Annotated in this window: 14 protein-coding genes; 6 read left to right on the top strand and 8 right to left on the bottom strand. The window is 63.4% G+C overall.

Annotated elements, in window-relative coordinates; genetic code table 11:
* The first annotated feature begins 131 nt into the window (after nucleotides 1-131).
* From asnB to nadE, 4 genes are read left to right on the top strand one after another with little or no spacing between them, the layout of a single operon-like run.
* Nucleotides 132-2,069: an asparagine synthase (glutamine-hydrolyzing) gene (gene asnB / locus AC0L15_RS28175; protein WP_287247530.1), complete on the top strand. Its 1,938-nt coding sequence runs from the start codon at nucleotides 132-134 to the stop codon at nucleotides 2,067-2,069.
* 20 nt (nucleotides 2,070-2,089) lie between these two features.
* Complete coding sequence (locus AC0L15_RS28170; RefSeq protein WP_128246668.1) at nucleotides 2,090-2,347, top strand: acyl carrier protein; 258 nt, start codon at nucleotides 2,090-2,092, stop codon at nucleotides 2,345-2,347.
* A gap of 23 nt (nucleotides 2,348-2,370) precedes the next feature.
* Complete coding sequence (locus tag AC0L15_RS28165) at nucleotides 2,371-3,912, top strand: class I adenylate-forming enzyme family protein (RefSeq protein ID WP_128246667.1); 1,542 nt, start codon at nucleotides 2,371-2,373, stop codon at nucleotides 3,910-3,912.
* Nucleotides 3,909-4,916, top strand: coding sequence for an NAD(+) synthase (gene nadE, locus AC0L15_RS28160; protein WP_128246666.1), 1,008 nt, complete (start codon nucleotides 3,909-3,911; stop codon nucleotides 4,914-4,916). The genes AC0L15_RS28165 and nadE overlap by 4 nt, the downstream gene beginning before the upstream one ends.
* A gap of 32 nt (nucleotides 4,917-4,948) precedes the next feature.
* Here the strand turns inward: nadE and AC0L15_RS28155 are convergent, their stop codons facing one another.
* The 8 genes from AC0L15_RS28155 to AC0L15_RS28120 all read right to left on the bottom strand — a co-directional run bounded on the left by AC0L15_RS28155 (nucleotide 4,949) and on the right by AC0L15_RS28120 (nucleotide 13,524).
* The gene (locus AC0L15_RS28155; RefSeq protein ID WP_287247528.1) at nucleotides 4,949-6,058 is read right to left on the bottom strand and encodes a hypothetical protein; all 1,110 of its coding nucleotides are present in this window, start codon (nucleotides 6,056-6,058) and stop codon (nucleotides 4,949-4,951) included.
* 264 nt (nucleotides 6,059-6,322) lie between these two features.
* Nucleotides 6,323-7,108 (bottom strand): SDR family oxidoreductase, encoded by a 786-nt coding sequence (locus AC0L15_RS28150; protein ID WP_128246664.1) that lies wholly within the window; start codon nucleotides 7,106-7,108, stop codon nucleotides 6,323-6,325.
* Between the two features lie 13 nt (nucleotides 7,109-7,121).
* Entirely contained in the window at nucleotides 7,122-8,117 is a 996-nt protein-coding gene (locus AC0L15_RS28145; RefSeq protein WP_287247527.1) for an ABC transporter permease, read from the bottom strand.
* A gap of 136 nt (nucleotides 8,118-8,253) precedes the next feature.
* Nucleotides 8,254-9,294 (bottom strand): sugar ABC transporter substrate-binding protein, encoded by a 1,041-nt coding sequence (locus AC0L15_RS28140; protein ID WP_473497756.1) that lies wholly within the window; start codon nucleotides 9,292-9,294, stop codon nucleotides 8,254-8,256.
* Nucleotides 9,295-9,334: 40 nt separating this feature from the next.
* Nucleotides 9,335-10,099 carry an ATP-binding cassette domain-containing protein gene (locus AC0L15_RS28135; RefSeq protein ID WP_091591840.1) on the bottom strand — a complete coding sequence of 255 codons (765 nt, stop codon included), beginning with the start codon at nucleotides 10,097-10,099 and terminating at the stop codon, nucleotides 9,335-9,337.
* 17 nt (nucleotides 10,100-10,116) lie between these two features.
* Nucleotides 10,117-11,283, bottom strand: coding sequence for an ROK family transcriptional regulator (locus tag AC0L15_RS28130; protein ID WP_287247526.1), 1,167 nt, complete (start codon nucleotides 11,281-11,283; stop codon nucleotides 10,117-10,119).
* 311 nt (nucleotides 11,284-11,594) lie between these two features.
* Nucleotides 11,595-12,884, bottom strand: a complete 1,290-nt coding sequence (locus AC0L15_RS28125) for a M23 family metallopeptidase (RefSeq protein WP_287247524.1) — start codon at nucleotides 12,882-12,884, stop codon at nucleotides 11,595-11,597.
* A 172-nt stretch (nucleotides 12,885-13,056) separates the two neighbouring features.
* Nucleotides 13,057-13,524 carry a peroxiredoxin gene (locus AC0L15_RS28120; protein WP_287247523.1) on the bottom strand — a complete coding sequence of 156 codons (468 nt, stop codon included), beginning with the start codon at nucleotides 13,522-13,524 and terminating at the stop codon, nucleotides 13,057-13,059.
* A gap of 95 nt (nucleotides 13,525-13,619) precedes the next feature.
* Between AC0L15_RS28120 and AC0L15_RS28115 the strand changes: the two genes are divergently transcribed.
* Both AC0L15_RS28115 and AC0L15_RS28110 read left to right on the top strand, forming a co-directional pair.
* Nucleotides 13,620-16,994, top strand: coding sequence for a hypothetical protein (locus AC0L15_RS28115; RefSeq protein WP_473497753.1), 3,375 nt, complete (start codon nucleotides 13,620-13,622; stop codon nucleotides 16,992-16,994).
* A 36-nt stretch (nucleotides 16,995-17,030) separates the two neighbouring features.
* Nucleotides 17,031-17,222 (top strand): hypothetical protein (locus AC0L15_RS28110; RefSeq protein WP_473497752.1); only part of this gene is annotated, 192 nt, incomplete at its 3' end.

Genomic DNA, 17,222 nt, shown 5'->3' with positions numbered 1-17,222 from the left:
GCATTTCCTTAGAAAGTATGATTGCTGCTTAAGCTATTATTAACCATGTGTCGGCCGAAATAATCCGGTTAACGCTTGTGGCAACCATTCAAGCTTATGTCTCCTACCTCACCGATATATGAGTCAAACCAATGTGCGGATTCGGGGGCTATTTCGGGTCGATCCGGGATGCGGAAGCTTTGCTTGCGCGGATGATCGCTGCGATCGCCCATCGCGGGCCGGATGAGCAAGGGAAGTTTGTGGCAGCCGACGCCGGGCTCGGCCATGCGCGGCTGTCGGTGATCGGGATCGGTGATGGCCAGCAGCCGATGTCGGACGTGTCAGGCAATTTGACGATTGCGTTCAACGGCGAGATCTTCAACTACCTGGAACTGCGCGAAGGGCTGATCGCCAAGGGCCGGCGCTTCCGTACGTCGAGCGACACCGAGGTCATCCTGCACCTGTATGACGAGATGGGCGAAGACTGCCTGTCGCTCCTGAACGGCGATTTTGCCTTCGCGATATGGGATAACAGGCGTCGGCGCATGGTGCTTGCCCGAGACCGGATGGGTGTCCGGCCGCTGTTCTACACGAACAGGGACGGCGTGCTGTACTTCGCGTCGGAGATCAAGGCGCTGCTGAAGGTCCCCGGCGTCTCGGCCGAGATCGATCCGATAGCACTCGACCAGATCTTTACGCTGTGGGCGCCGATCGCTCCCCGCACGGCTTTCCGCGATATCCACGAGCTGGAGCCGGCGAGCGTGATGATTGCGACACCGGGGCAAGTCACGGTGAAACGCTATTGGCACCTCGACTATCCGCATCGGGACGCGCCGTCGAAGCTCACGACCGAGGACGATGCGGCCGAGGAACTGCAGGCGCTGTTGAGCGATGCGGTGAGGCTTCGCATGCGCGCCGACGTGCCGGTCGGCTCTTATCTTTCGGGCGGGCTCGATTCATCCCTGGTCTCAGCGCTTGCCGCCGGCATGACTCCTCTCCAGCTGCAGACATTTTCGGTGACGTTCGACAGCGCCGAACACGACGAAAGCGCCTTCCAGATCGAGATGGCTTCAGCGCTTGGCGCCCGGCATCGAACCATTGCCTGCCAGGCCGGCGATATCGCCGGTGTCTTCCCCGAAGTCATCCGCTTTGCCGAGCGGCCGATCATCCGCACCGCCCCAGCCCCGCTCTATCAGCTGTCCGGCCTGGTTCGCCAGGCCGGCCTGAAAGTGGTGCTGACCGGCGAGGGCGCCGACGAGGTTTTTGCCGGCTACGACATTTTCAGGGAAGCGCGGGTGCGCCGGTTCTGCGCACGGCAGCCGGCATCGCGCATCAGGCCAAACCTGTTCCGCAGGCTTTATCCCTATCTGCCGGGTCTGCAGCAGCAGTCCGTGGAGTATTTGGCGGCGTTCTTCGGCGCCGGCAACGCTGCGCTCGACGATCCGCTGTTCTCGCATCGGCCGCGCTTCAAGACCACGGCGGCGGCGAAGATTTTCTTTTCCGGCGACCTGCGCGCGACGTTGAAGGGCTATGATGCGGCCGAGGAACTGGTCAGCCGGTTGCCCCAGGCTTTTTCCCTGTGGCACCCGCTGCATCAGGCGCAATATCTCGAAAGCCGCTTCCTCCTGCCGGGCTATATCCTCTCCAGCCAAGGCGATCGGATGGCCATGGCGCATGGTATCGAAGGGCGGTTTCCCTATCTCGACCATCGCCTGGTGGAATTTGCCGCAAGACTTCCGCCTGAAATGAAGCTGAAGGGATTGGTCGAAAAGCACATATTGCGCAAAGCGGCGGGGCATCTGCTTCCCAGCGCGATCCGGGAGCGTGCCAAGCAGCCCTACCGGGCGCCGGAAGCTCGCTCCTTTGTTGGAGCCGGCGAACTGGACTATGTCAGCGATTTGCTGAGCGAAGCGAGCATCGCCGCCGGCGGACTGTTCAACGCCAAGGCGGTGGCGAACCTTCATGAGAAATGCCGCACGCAGCCAGGGTCGGGGTTCCGCGACAACGCCGCCTTCGTCGGCATCCTGTCGACGCAGCTGTGGCAGAAGAATTTCACCGGCCAAGAGGCTGGTGCAGTAAGACCAGCTTGAGAAATCCAGGGAAGGAAAAAATGATGATAACAATCAAGGACAAGGTCAGAGCCTTCATCGTCGACAATTTCTTGTTCGGCGACACGTCTTACGAACTTGCAGATACAGCCTCGCTGATCGAGAACGACATCATCGACTCGACCGCCGTGGTCGAACTCGTGGCGTTCATCGAGGATACCTTCGGTATTGCGATGGTCGATACCGACATCGTGCCGGCCAACCTGGATTCGATTGAGCGTATTTCGTCCTTCATCAAGGCGAAAGCGCCGGCAGTCTAGGCCCGATCGGCGAGGAGCGTTCCGTGCGGATCGAACATTTTCTGGCCGCGAATGCCGCTGCCCAACCTGCCAAAACGGCATTGATCACCAGCCATAAAAGGCTGAGCTACGAAGAACTGGACGATCTCTCGAGCCGCCTTGCCGCTGTGCTTTTCGCGAACGGCGTCAGGCGCGATGACCGGGTCGTCGTTTTCATGGACAATTGCTGGGAGGCCGCGGTTTCGATTTACGCCGTCCTCAAGGCAGGGGCGACCTTCATCCCGGCCAACCCATCGACCAAGGCCGACAAGCTTGCCTACATCCTTGCCGATTGCGACGCTTCGGCAATCCTTACCCAGGCAAAACTGATGCCCGTGGTCGCCGAGGCCTGCGGCGGCAACACCGGCATCTTCGTGGCTTCGACCGTCGGTGCCGATGGCCAAAGCCCGGTGGGGGCTGCATCCCTGGCCGACTGCCTGACGCTCGCAGCCGGGAAGATCGACCACCGTGGCATCGACGTCGATCTTGCGATGCTGATCTACACGTCGGGCTCAACCGGCCGGCCCAAGGGCGTGATGATGACGCACCGCAATTGCGACGCGGCGGCGGACTCCATCACTACCTATCTGCGCAACTCGTCCGACGACATCATTCTGAATGTCCTTCCTCTTGCCTTCGACTATGGCCTCTATCAATTGCTGATGGCCGTCAGGCTCGGCGCCACGCTCGTGCTCGAAAAATCCTTCGCTTTTCCTCAAGCGATCTTCGAACGTATCCGCGAGGAGGGCGTCACCGGTCTTCCGCTGGTGCCGACGATGGCAGCGATGATCCTGCAGATGCGTGACCTGGAACCGGGCTTCCTGCCCAGCGTCAGCTATATTTCCAACACGGCGGCGGCCTTGCCGCCGGCCCATATCGAACGTCTGCGCTGCCTTTTTCCCGGTGTCAGGCTGTATTCGATGTATGGCCAGACGGAATGCAAGCGCTGCACCTATCTGCCGCCCGAGGAGCTCGACCACCGGCCGGGTTCGGTCGGCATAGCCATTCCGAACACCGAAGCCTTTGTCGTCGACGACAATGGGCAGAGCGTGCCGCCAGGTGTGGCGGGTGAGCTGGTCATTCGTGGACCGCACGTCATGCAGGGTTATTGGCGAAACGAAGCTGCGACGGAACGAGCGCTGCGACCGGGCCCGAACCCTTGGGAGAAGGTCCTCTACACCGGTGACCTGTTCAGGACCGATGAGGACGGCTTTCTCTATTTCGTCGGCCGCAAGGACGACATCATAAAGACGCGGGGAGAGAAGGTGGCGCCGAAGGAAGTGGAAGCCGTGCTTCACGCCCATCCCGGCATCGCCGAAGCCGTTGTCGTCGGCGTGCCGGATCCGCTGCTCGGGCATGCGATCGGCGCGCTCGTCATACGCTCGGACCCGAAGCTCAGCGAAAAGGATGTCATGCGCCACTGCGCCCGTCATCTCGAGGATTTCATGGTGCCCAAAATCATAGAGTTCCGCCTGGAATTGCCGAAGACGGATACGGGCAAGGTCAGCCGCCGGCTTGCGTCGGAGATGATGGAGGCGGCGCAATGATCGTTCGCCCCGGCGATGACGCGCCGACCATCCTGGCGCAGGCTTTGGCGATCGACCCCGGCGCCGAAACGGACAGGATCGTGAGCGCCTTGCGACAACAGTTGCGCGGCATTCGCAAGCGCGGCCTCGTGCTCGGTCTTTCCGGTGGGATCGATTCCAGCGTTTCGGTGGCGTTGGCGGCGCGAGCCGTCGGGCCACAGAATGTACTGTGCCTCTTCATGCCGGAAAACGATTCCGATCCGGAAAGTCTGCGGCTCGGCCGCCTTGTCGCCGGCACTTTCGGTGTCGATTCTATCGTGGAGGATATCGGGCCGATCCTGCGCGCCATGGGCTGCTATCAGCGTCGCGACGCCTTCATCCGCGATTTGGTGCCGGACTACGGCGAAGGCTGGGCCTCGAAGATCGTGATTGCGAACGCCCTCGAGCATGGGGGCTACAATATCTCGTCGCTCGTGGTCCAGGACCCGAGGGGCAAGCAGACCAAAATAAGAATGCCGCTGCCGGTCTATCTCGGTATCGTCGCCGCCACCAACATGAAGCAGCGCACCCGCAAGCAGATCGAATATTTTCATGCTGACCGGCTGAACTTCGCCGTTCTTGGAACGCCCAACCGGCTGGAATACGACCAGGGCTTCTTCGTCAAGAACGGTGACGGCGCGGCGGACGTCAAGCCGATCGCCCACCTCTACAAGACGCAGGTCTATGCGCTCGCGGCCTATCTCGGCGTGCCCGAGGAAATCCGCAATCGGCCGCCGACCACCGATACCTACTCGCTGGCGCAGACGCAGGAGGAGTTCTACTTCTCGCTTCCCTATGACCGCATGGATCTTTGCCTTTGCGGTTTCAACAACGGCGTGGCGGCCGAAGTGGTGGGGCAGGCGGCAGGACTGGACGCCTCGCAGGTGGAACGCGTCTGGGCCGACATCGCCGCCAAACGCAAGGCGACGCGCTACCTGCACCTGCGCCCGCAACTCGTTGATGAGGTCGAGGAAATCAGTGCCTGAGCTGGCTCTCGATCCAGGTCACGCGAAGCGCTTCAGGTGAAGCGACCCAGCCGGCTCCACTGCTCGCCCGCAAGCCCGTTCAGGAAAGCCTGCGAGTTCTTCATGGCATCCAAAAGCTCTGGATCGCGTGAATGCACCACAGTCGAGGCAACGGTCAGGAAAGCGATGCGTCGCCCAAGCATTGCTTCCAGAAGTGCGGGTTGAATGCGTCCGCGCAGGCCGCTGACGCCGCGTACGGCGGCATCATCGATCAGGCAGTCGATCACCGAACCCGCCTGGCCGGGGAGGGCGAGGATCTGCAGCACGCGACCGATTCCGCCCGCCCGTGCGTGATAGGCGAATGCGCCGACATTGGTGCCGACCGGCGATGCCACGGAAACATAGACAAGCTCGCCCAGCTCCGGTTTTTGTGCCGCATCGGTCAGCATATGATGGATCTGGCCTGCCGCCCAGTTCGGGCGCAGGGCGAACTGGGCGGTCAACGGTTCGACGAGCCTGGCAAATGCGTCGCCGTCGATTTGCGATGTCCGAAAGGCTCCATGGCCTGCCCCGTCTGCCGCCACGCCGGACCAGCGTCGTTCGCTGGACTTCATTCGCCTGCAATAAAACCGGTCGAGGGTATTGGCAAACGGACTGAGCATTCGGACAGATTTCATGCGACTGGCGGAAAGGCCGAGCACAAAGCTCGCCGGCCGCATCACGCGCACCCAGTCGAGACTGTATTGCGGCAGGACAACGCCGCGCAGCCGGGTCCACAATTTTGTGGAAATGTCGTTGGCGGTCTCGCTGAACGAGATATCCTGCGGACCATCCAGATAAGCCTTCAACAAGCGGGCGCCGGCCATCGGGTCGCGTTCATGATCCTCGACCATGAGCGAACTGCAGATGGCGGCGCGTAATTGCCTGCCGTTGAACTGCATCGGCAACACGTGAACGCCGACGAACCCGGAGACGCGGCCGGCGTCGTTGACATGGACAAGCGACCGCAGATCGCCTCCGCAACCCGGCGCCTCCAGATAAAACCGTCTCATATAGTCGATGAGCGCGGCCGGTGCTTCGGTCCGCTCCTTGCGCAGCACGCGTTGGAACATGCCTGCGACTGCCGGAAGATCGGCACCTTCCAGGGCGCGAATGACGCTCAAGCCCGGCTCCCGGCACCAGAGTCCCCGCGTTTCCAGACCATGGCAAGGCCCGGCTCCCCATTGGCCATCGCGGCGAACGGCAACTGCCCGCAGTTATGCAATCTACAATTGCACTCGCTCCGGTGGTGGTCGAAAGGAGAGCTGTAACGCAGCGGCAAGGCAGGCCCTTTGCTTGATCATGAAAACCAGCGTAGCTGCTGTTACCAGCTTCGGGTAAACCGATGTTGAAGTATTGGGCGGCGAATCGAGTTGATCGGGCGCGGATCATGGCGGAAGCAGCCGGAAATCCTTGCCTTCGGGCAGCAACTGCCCGCCATCGACGATGATGGTCGTGCCGGTAATGTAGCTGGCGTCGTCCGAAGCCAGGAACAGGAAGGCATTGGCCACGTCGCGCGGGCTGCCGAGGCGGCCGAGCGGGATGGAGTCCTCCATGTTCTTGATATAGGCGGCGCCGCGATGCAGCTGGATGGCTTCGGTGAGGATGTTGCCGGGCTCGACGCCGTTGACGGTGATGCCGTAGCCCGAGAATTCGAGAGCGGCCGAACGGATCAGGCCGTTGATGCCGGCCTTGGTCGCCGAATAGTGGCCGTGACCGGGGCTGGTGACGTGCGGGCCGGTGATCGAGGAAGTGAACAGCATGCGGCCAAAGTGCTGCGCCTTCATCGGAACGAGCGCGGCCCGGGCGGCATTGAAGCTGCCGCGCAAATTGACCGCCATGACACGGTCCCAATCCTCCGGGCTGGTGTTTTCCAGCAATTGCCAGGGATAGATGCCGGCATTCTGGACCATGATGTCGAGACGGCCGTGATGGTCGAGTGCCAGTGCTACGGCGGCCTCGGCATCGGCCATCTGCGAGATGTCGGTGCGGATGAAGGCAGCGCCGACTTCGTCCGCGGCCGCTTGCCCGGCCTCGACCTCGGTATCGGCCAGCACCAGCTTGGCGCCTTCTTCGGCAAAGCGCTGTGCGATGCCCTTGCCGATGCCGCGGGCGCCGCCGACGATCAGCGCGACCTTGTCCGAAAGTCTTCCGATCTGTGGACGCCCGCTCATGCCAGCCCCCCTCTCATGCCAGTCTTTGGCGGATGGTTTGCTTGAACGCGTCGAGCAGCACGGCGGCAAGCACCAGCAGGCCGTGGATCACCTGGGTGAAGTTGGCCGGCAGGCCCATGAGGTTGATCGCCGTGTTGATGGCCGACAGCAACAGCACGCCGGCATAGACGCCGGGCAGGGTGCCGACGCCACCCTTGAGGCTGACGCCGCCGATGACGACGGCGGCGAAGGCGTTGAACAGCAGGCCGACGCCGAGATTGGCGGTGGCGCCGGAGGTGCGGATCGCCAGCAGCCAGCCGGCAAGGCCGGCGATGGCGCCGGCGAGAACGAAGGCGATGACGAGGTTGCGGTTGACGCGGATGCCGGCGCGGAAGGTTGCGGTCTCGTTGCCGCCGATCATGATCAGGTGCCTGCCGAAGGGGGTCTTGGCCATGATCAGCGAGAACACCACGAAACTCGCAATCGCGATCCAGGCGGTGAGCGGCAGGCCAAGCAGGCGCTGAATGCCGAACCAGCGGATTGCCGGCGCGAGGTCCTGTGCCGAGCGGCCGCCGGAAATGACCAGCACGAGGCCGCGCACCCAGATGTAGGACGCCAGTGTGATGATGAAGGCACTCATCTTCACCTTGACGACCAGGTAGCCGTTGATGGCGCCGATGATGCCGCCGACGACAAGCCCAATCAGCAGCGAAACCGGAACCATCAGCCATTCCGGGTGCAACTGAACGCCAAGGCCGATACCCGCCGAGCAGAACAGGACGCCGACCGCCATTGCACTGAGCGCCGCCACGGATTCGACCGACAGGTCCATGTGACCGGTGATGATGACCAGCGCCAGGCCGATCGACATGACGCCAAGCACGCTCGACGCCTCGATGATGTTGGCGAAGATGCCGAGCTGGAAATAGTTCGGAATGGAGATGGAGAAGACCACCAGCACGACGACCAGCATGAACCAGACGAGGTTGTCGAGGACGAATTCGAGGGCGTGGCGCGTGCGGGGTGACATGTGCTGATCCGGCTGGCGCATCGATTCTCGGAAAGGATCACGCGCGGATTGGAAAAATTGCTGCAGCTTGCTCTGCGCGTCCGTTCGAACGCCCAGGGCTCCGGGCCAGCGCGGCCCGAAGCCTTGGGCGACTTTGCTATTCGACCGGCTTCACGGTGCCCGAGGGCGGCTTCATGTTGCCCCAGAAGGCCGGGTTGTCGACGTTTTCCTTGGTGATCGCAGCGCCGGGGATCTTGATGTTCGGTCCCCAGGCTTCAATCGTCACGGCCGACTTCAGGCCGAGCACATCGTACTCGCCCGGCTTGATCTCCTGCTTGTTGACGACCTTGTCCATGAACATGGCGACGGCGGCGGCCTGAGCGTAGAGCGGCTGCTCGACTTCGACGTTGAGCCAGCCCTTGCGGATCAGGTCGAGGCCGACCGGCGCGCCGTTCGAGCTCATCAGCATGACGTCGCCCGGTTTCTTGCCGGCGGCCTCGAGCGAGGCGACGGCAGCGACCGAGAGATGGGCGGCGTGACTGAAGATCAGGTCGATATCCGGGTTGGCGAGCATCTGGTCGTTGACGATGGTTCCGGCTGCATCCGCCGCCCATTGCATGGCCGGAACCGAGATGATCTTGACGTCCGGGAACGCCTTCATCTTCTCCTCGAAACCCTTCTGGATGTCGAGCGTGTAGGGGTCGCCAGGATCGCCAAGCACCTGGAGGATCTTGCCTTTCACCGATCCATGCTTCGCCTTCAAAAGCTTCTCGGCCTGATCGGCGGCAATCTGGCCGATCTCGACCGTTCCCGCCACCGAGGTGAAATCGGATGGCGTCGAGGTGATCTGGCGATCGAACTCGACAACCGGGATGCCGGCGGCGCGGGCGCCCTCGATCGACGGCTTCAACGCATTGAAATCGACGGCGGCAAGAATGATCGCCGACGGCTTGAGCGCAATGACGTCGTTCATCTGCGATTGCTGAGCGTCGGTCTTGTTGTCGGCGTTCAGCGTCTTCATCTCGTAGCCGACCTGCTTCAGGAACATCTCCAGAGCGCTCACCGAGCCGGTCTGGAATTCGTCGAGCAATGTCGGCACCAGGTAGTAGACGGTGCCCTTGGACTGGGCGAATGCCGGCGTGAGCGTGGCAAAGGCCAGTGCCAGGATACCGAAGACGGAAAGAAGTATTTTCTTCATGTCGTTCGCTCCTCTTGCGCCGGACCCCTCATTTTGTCCCTCAGCCTGCCGGTCCGGCACCGGCGAGCGTCTCTCCGGTGATCATGTCGATCACCGCGTCGGGACTTGTCTTGTTGCGCGCGACATCGCCGGCCACGACGCCTTGCCGGATCACCACGATCCGGTCGGCGACCTGGAAGGCCTGCTGCATGATATGGGTGATGATGACGACGCCGATGCCTTGCCTCGCCACCTGGCGGATCATGTCGAGGCCGCGCCGCGTCTGCTCGACACCGAGTGCTGCGAACGGCTCGTCGAGAAGCACGAGCTTGCCGCCAAAATGCACGAATCGATTGAGCTCGATGGCCTGCCGCTGGCCGCCCGAGAGATGCTCGACATTGGTTCTCAGCGAAGGGATGCGGGTGCCGGCGCTGGCCAAGGCCTTTTCGACCACCTGCTCCATGGCCGGTTCGTCGAGCACGGGAACGCCAAGGAATTTCCTGGTGATCTCGCGGCCCATGAAGAAATTGGCCACCACGTCGACATTGGTGCAAAGCGAGAGGTCCTGGTAGACGGTCTCGATCCCAGCCGCCTTGGCCTCGGCGGGAGATTTGGCGAGGAATTCCTTGCCCTCGAACAGCATGCGGCCGGAGGTCGGCTCCAGGCCGCCGGCGATGATCTTGACCAGCGTCGATTTGCCGGCGCCATTGTCGCCCAGAAGCGCCACCACCTCGCCTTTGCCGATCGAGAAGCTGATGCCCTTGAGCGCTTCGATCGCGCCAAAATTCTTGGTGACATTGTCGAGCACCAGCAGGGGTTGGCTCATGCCAGGCTGAGCTCCGCTCATGCCGCGATCCCCTTGCCTTGCAGTATATCTCGCCCGCGTTCGCGCTCGGCGGTGAATATCTGGCCGAAGCGCGGCGAAAGCACGCCTGAGACGGCAAGTGCGGCGGCCCCGCGCAGCACCGCATGCTGGCCGCCGCGTGCGACGGTGACACGCGGCGCCGTGCGGTCGCTTCGCGCCGAGATCGAGTTGGCAAGCCTGGCAGCCGAACCGGCCAGCCGTTCAAGCAGATCGGTGGACGCCAGTCCGCCGAGGATGATGGTTTCGGGATCGAACAGGTTCTCGACGATGGTGATGGCGTTGCGGAAGATCGGCCCGACTTCGTCAACCCAATCGGCGTCGCTGATGTTCCGGCGCTGCAGCGCCTCGAGCGAGAGGTATCGTTCGAGGCAGCCGCGATTGCCGCAGGGGCACGGCTCGCCGCCCGGCACGACAGGGATGTGCCCGATTTCGCCGGCGTTTCCCCAGGCGCCGCGTAGCGCGCTTCCGTCATGGACCATGACGCCGCCAAGACCGACACCGAAATAAAGATAGTAGTATTCGGAATACCCGATCCCGAGGCCATAGAGGCGCTCGCCCATTGCCGCGGCCGCCATGTCGGTCTCGAAAAACGCGGGCAGCCCGGTCGAGGCCTCCAGCCGTTCCCGAAGCGCCACGTCCTTCCAGCCGGTCATCGTCGTCGGGCCGACAAAGCTCATCGACTCCACGCCGAAAGGGCCGGGCAGCGCCATGCCGATGCCGAGAACGCGACCGCCCGGCCGCAGTCCGGTCAATTCAAGCACCATCGCGCCGATCAGATCGAAGGCATGGTCGGGCGTTGCGTTGGGGGCCTCGCGGTAGGCGCTCTCGATCACGTCCCCGCTCAAATTGATCAGCGCGGCATTGATACCCAGCGGAGTGACGTGGATGCCGACGGCATAGCCGCCCTCCGGGTTGATCCGCAGGGTCGCCGGAGGCAGCCCGCGCCCTCGCGGCTCTTCGCGCATCGACAGAACGTAGCCGTGTTCTTCCAGCTCGCGAACGATGGTCGAGACCGTTTGAACGGTGAGCCCGACCCGCTTGGCAATGTCGCCGCGGGCGATCGGACCGTGAAGGCGGATGGACTCAAGGACGATACGCCTGTTGTAAGGCCGCCCAAACTCCTGATTGGTCCCCCGCAGTGCCATGTCTTGCATTCCTGGGAGACAAGAGGGTGGCACCGAATATTTATTCAGTCAAATGGAATTCAAAAAGAATTCCGGCGTTCCTTCGCGCCCCCCTCTGTCCTGCCGGACATCTCCCCCAACAAGGGGGGAGATTGGCCGTCCCCTCGGCCTTCGCCAATTTTCAACATTCAAGAAAGGGCACTGTCGCCGAAGCTGCCAATCTTCCCCCAAATGGGGGAGATGTCCGGCAGGACAGAGGGGGCCCAGCATCGAAAAGGTCCTGCACCGACGTCCGAAAAGCCTACGACGTGCCAGATGCACCCCTGCAGCCACTAAAGATACCGCGCGACCTTCTTGCCGACCCTCAGGAAGCGCAGCGGGTCGATGGCCTCGCCATGGTGGCGGATCTCGTAATGCAGATGTGGGCCGGTCGAGCGGCCGCTGCTGCCGGTCTTGCCGATGACGTCGCCGGCATTGAGCCGCTTGCCGACGGTCACGTCGATTTTGCTGAGATGCCCATAGCGCGTCGCAAAGCCATTGCCATGGTCGACCTCGACCATGCGGCCGTAGCCGCCGTTCCAGCCGGCCTTGACGACGACGCCGGGCGCCGTGACCTTGGCAGGCATTCCGGTCGGCGCCCTGAAATCCATCCCCGAATGCAGCGCGGCGGTGCCGAGGAGCGGATCGGGGCGCACGCCGAACGGGCTGGTGACCGAGCGGCCGGGCGCGGGGTTGGCGAGCGGCAGCCGTCGCGCCTCCGTCTTCAGCCGGTCGAGCGCGTCCAGCGCCTCGTCGAGTTCCCTTACCTTGCTGTCGAACGTCATCGAACTGTCGAGTGGTATCAGCGGACCGCCGGCATCGCTCTTGCCGAAATCGCCGTCGACCGGCAGGCCCGCCGCCTCGAGCGCCTGAGAAATCGCATCGGCGTTTTTGTAGGCGTTGTCGGCAAGCGTGGCGATGCGGGTGAGCTGCTGGCTCTCTATGGCCTTGAGCGCGGCGTTGATCGATACGAACAGCCTGTCGGCACGATCGGCCGCCGTGTCGCTCGGCAGCGGATCGGAGCGGGTCGACCACAGCGAGAACGGCTTGGCATCGCCAGCGCCAAGGCTGGCGCCGACGCTGGCAACCGCATAGGCCTGTAGCGGGGCGTCGGTCACCTCGGCGCGTTTATCCGGCTTTGCGGACGCAGCCGTGCCTGCGGCGGGCGGCGTTCTGACGTCGCTCTCGGCGCGTTCGAGGAGCGGGCCGATGCGGCCGTGGCGCAGGCTGAGCTGGGTCTGTCGTTCCAGCAACTCGCCAACTTTGGTTTCCATGAGCTGCTGGTCGAGAAGCTGACGGCTGGTGATCCGGTCGACCTGGGCGCGCAGTGCGGAGATGCGGTCCTCATAGGCCTGCTGCATGCGCGCCTGCCGTGCCGTGGTCGCGCCGATCAGGTCGTCGCGCAGCACGAGATAGGAGGTCGCCAGCAGATAGCCTATCGCCATCGCCGCCAGCGCCGAGCCGCAAAATGCGGCGACCCATGGCCGTATGGTGAAATGCCTGATCTCGTTGCCCCGGGCGATAATGACCGTATGGGGCTCGTTGCGCCTGCCAAAGACCGTTGACTGACTGGCTACGTTCACAGGACCAAGCTTTCGTTACGACACCAACGACAAGCCCGATTACACATCATTAAGGTTAACGGTCGGTTGCTGGCGCCCAGCTTGCAGCCCATGGGTTGCAGCCGGATTGCTTCGGCGCCCGTGCTTCACACGGGTTCAGGCCACAGCCGAAATTGACGTCCCGAAATCGACGTCAAAGCGCGCGCACGGCCTCCAGCACCGCCTCGACATGGCCTTCGACGCGAACGTTTCGCCAGATCCGGGCGATCCGTCCGTCGCTGCCGATCAGGAACGTTGCGCGCTCGACGCCCATATAGCGGCGGCCATAGAGCTGCTTCTCGACCCACAGATGATAGGCTTCGATCACCTTGCGCTCCTCGTCGGCGACGAGGTCGACGGTCAGATCGTATTTCGACTTGAATTTGTCGTGTTTTCGGACACTGTCCGGCGACAGGCCGATCACGACAGCGCCGAGCTTTTCGAATTCCGGCTTCAACTGTGAAAAGCCGATCGCCTCATTGGTGCAGCCGGTGGTGTCGTCCTGCGGATAGAAGTAAAGCACGACCGGCTTTCCCCGCAATGACGCGAGGCTGAGCGATCCGCCGCCGTCGCGGGGAAGGTCGAACTGCGGCGCAACGTCGCCGACGTCGAGATCAGCCATATCGATGCCCTTGTTTGTGGTTACGCGCGAAGCCTCATCGATATATTGTCGCACCGGGAGTCGTCCACGGTCGAGTTCGCTCAACGGAAAATTGTGTGGATCAGGAGCAGCCGCAGCACGAGAAGATCAGATTCAGGCGTGATGAAATCACCGACCTGGGGGCCTTCCCGTCCGCGTGCCGCATACCGCCGCTCGGCCAGGGCCGCGGCGTTGGTATTCTTGCGCGGCTGTTTGCCGGCCTTTTGGCCCTTGTGCTGCTGGCCACCGCCGCTGTCTATGCGATCGGCATGTCCGGCTTCGGCACCGAGCGGCTGCGGGCCGAGGCGGAAACGGCCATCGAGAAATTGGCCGGCGTCGACGTCGACGTTGCGGTCGGGCCGGCCCGTCTCACGCTCGACGGATCGAGCTTCATAGCGCTGCAGGTCAGCGACGTCAGCCTCAAGACCGCCGACGGCAAACCGATGGCCGATGCCGGGCGTGTCCGCTTCGGCGTAAGGCTGATACCGCTGCTTTCGGGCGAGGTGCGGCTTACCAGTGCCAGGATTTCCGACGCGCGCATCGTGATGTCGGCGCTGCCGTCGGGTGGCGACTGGACGGCGGCGCTGCGCAATGACGACGGCCTCATCGATCCGGACAGGCTGGCCGGCACGGTCTTTGCCAGCATCGGTCACGCGCTCGATGCGGTGCGCGAGGAGCAGATGCGCCGGATCGAGCTGCGCAATGTCGACCTCGTTCCGCCAGAGGCCGGGTGGGTCAAACTGGTCAGGATCGCGGATGCTACCGTTGCGCAGTCGGGGCCGGGCGGCATGGAGTTTTCATCCGACGCGGCTGTCGACGGCAGGGCACTCACCATCGCCGCCTCAGCAAGCCGCGATACGACGACGCGGCGCGTGACGGCGTTGGATGCCAGCGTCGAGATAGCACAGCTTGACCAGGCTGCGGCAGCGCCGGGCGGGACGCTTGGCGCGATTGCCCTGAAGTTGGCGGGATCGGAAGGATCCGGCGACGACGCGTCGCGGCTGACGGCCTCGTTGTCGTTCGCCGGTGCCGTGCTCGATCTTGGCACGCGTGGCTCGCTTCCAGCAGACGTCGATCTCGCTGCGACGCTTGTCGCCGGCGCCAACAAGGTCCAGGTGGACCGGCTGCAAGTGAGGACCGGTCGCTCGACATTCGAGTTCGCCGGTTCGATCGGGCCGAAGCCGGCGACTGGAACAGCGGGCGAGGAGCCGTCCTATCGCTACGACCTGACCAGCGACGGCTCGACGCTGGCGCCTTCGGAATCCTCCGAACCTGCGCTCGATTTCATCGCCCGGGTGGCCGGCGTCTACCAGACCCGCAGCCGCAAGCTCGTTGCCGAGCAGATCGGGATCAGATCCGGGTCCGCCAGCGAGGCGCTGGGCACGGCTTCTGTCGAGTTCGCCAGGGGAAAGGTGCCGGGCATATCTGTAGCCTTCAACGTCCACGACATGCCGGTCTCGCATGTCAAGCAATTGTGGCCCTGGTTTTCGGCGCGAAACGCTCGCCTGTGGGTGCTGAAAAACCTGTTCGGCGGCCGCGTCGTCGACGCCAGCCTGCAGTTCCAGGTCGTGCCCGGGCGCCTTGGCAACGGGATCCCGCTTTCATCAGACGAGATATTCGGCCGGTTCCAGGTCGAAGGATCGCGCTTCGATACAGCCGGTCGCATTCCGCCGATACGCGATGCCGTCGGCGTCGTCGAATTCCACGGCAATGACGTCGACATCGCCTTGTCCTCGGGCAACGTCTATATGGCCAGCGGCCGCACGGTGGCGGCAAGCAACGGCACGATGACGATCAAGGCGGCGAACCGCCCGCCGGTGATCGGCGCGCTCGATATCGATGTTGCCGGGGAGGCGTCCGCAATCGCCGAACTCGCCTCCTACGAGCCGATCAATGCCATGCGCCATGTCGGCCTGCTGCCGGACGACCTGTCCGGCACGGTGACCGGCCACGTCAAGGCGGATATTCCGCTGCAGTCAGGCGTCGACAGCTCGAAACTCGATTGGCTGGTGACGCTCGATTACAAAGACCTGTCGCTGGGCAAGCCGTTCGAAGACCAGACGGTGACGGACGCGGATGGTTCGATCACGGTGGAACGCGAGAAGGCGGTGATATCAGCCAAGGCGCTGCTCAACGGCATTCCAGCCGAACTCGACTTGATCGAACCGCTCAGGGATGGCGGACCGCCACGCAGCCGAAAAGTGGCGCTGATGCTCGACGACAAGATACGTGCCGCCGCCATGCCTGGCCTGTCGGAGCTGCTTTCCGGAACCGTCAAGGTTGAGATCGACAAGAGTGGAACGGGCAACCAGACTGTTTCGGCGGACCTGACCAATGCCAGGCTGGACATTCCCTGGGCAGGCTGGAGCAAGGGCCCCGGCATTCCAGCCAATGTCACATTTGCCATGGCCAAATCCGGCGACACCACGACGCTGTCCGACTTCGACCTGGATGGAAAGACCTTTTCGATCGATGGCGGCGTGGTGCTGGTCAAAGGCGCCCTGTCCTCGGCGCGGTTCAGCAACGTCAAGCTGAACCGGGGAGACAACGTTGCCGTTTCGGTGAAACGATCGGGCAAGGGCTACGCGATCGACATCAGCGGCAGCGCGCTGGACGCGCGCTCGCTGATCAAGCAATTCACGTCCGATGTCGACACCGCCACCAAGGCCACGGGCTCCGACGCGATTTCGGTCAGCGCCGACGTCAATTCGCTGACCGGCTTCCACAACGAGACGCTGTCGAACCTGAAGCTCGACTACAGCGCCGCCGGCTCGAGGGTGAATGGGCTCAAGGTGAGCGCCACGGCAAGTTCGGGTGCTGCCATCAGCATCAGCAATACGACCGGCGCCGGCAAGCGCGCCCTCAACGTGCGGTCGGCCGACGCCGGCGCAATCCTGCGGTTCCTCAACATCTACGAGCATATGGAGGGCGGCTCGATCACCCTGGCGCTCGCCGGGGCAAGCGATGGGCCGATGAAGGGCCAGGTCGACTCGCATGATTTCTTCGTGGTCAACGAGCCGAAACTCGCCTCGCTCGTATCGACGACGCCGGCCGGTGACAGCCGCAGCCTCAACGAAGCCGTCAAAGCCAATATCGACACGTCGAGAGTGAAGTTCGAGCGCGGCTTTTCCGAGATCGAAAAGGGCGCCGGCTATCTGAAGCTGGCCAATGGCGTGCTGCGCGGCCCGCGCATCGGCACCACCTTCCAGGGCACGCTCTATGACCGGAACAACAACATGGACATGACCGGCACCTTCATGCCGGTCTACGGCATCAACCGCATCTTTGGCGAACTGCCGCTGTTCGGCGCGTTGCTCGGCAATGGCCGTGATCGCGGGCTGATCGGCGTGACTTACCGGCTCAGGGGCAATGCCAACAAGCCCAAACTGGACGTCAATCCGCTGTCGGTGATCGCGCCCGGAATTTTCAGGTCGATCTTCGAGTACCGGTAAGGTCAAAACCCAATCGCTTAGAGACCGAGTCTTGACATGGCCGGACTCTGGCTCGCCCCGGCCGAATTCACGCCCATGACCCCTGGACGGAGCCGCCGGGGGGGGGCGGGGGGGGCGCGGGGGGGGGGGGGGGGGGGGGGGGGGGGGGGGGTTGGGGGGGGGGGGGGGGGGGGGGGGGGGGGGGGGGGGGGGGGGGGGGGGGGGGGGGGGGGGGGGGGGGGGGGGGGG

The sequence above is a fragment of the Mesorhizobium sp. WSM4846 genome (assembly GCF_055811415.1).
The sequence above is the reverse complement of the archived record's forward strand: the minus strand, read 5'-3'. Positions and strand labels throughout refer to the sequence as shown.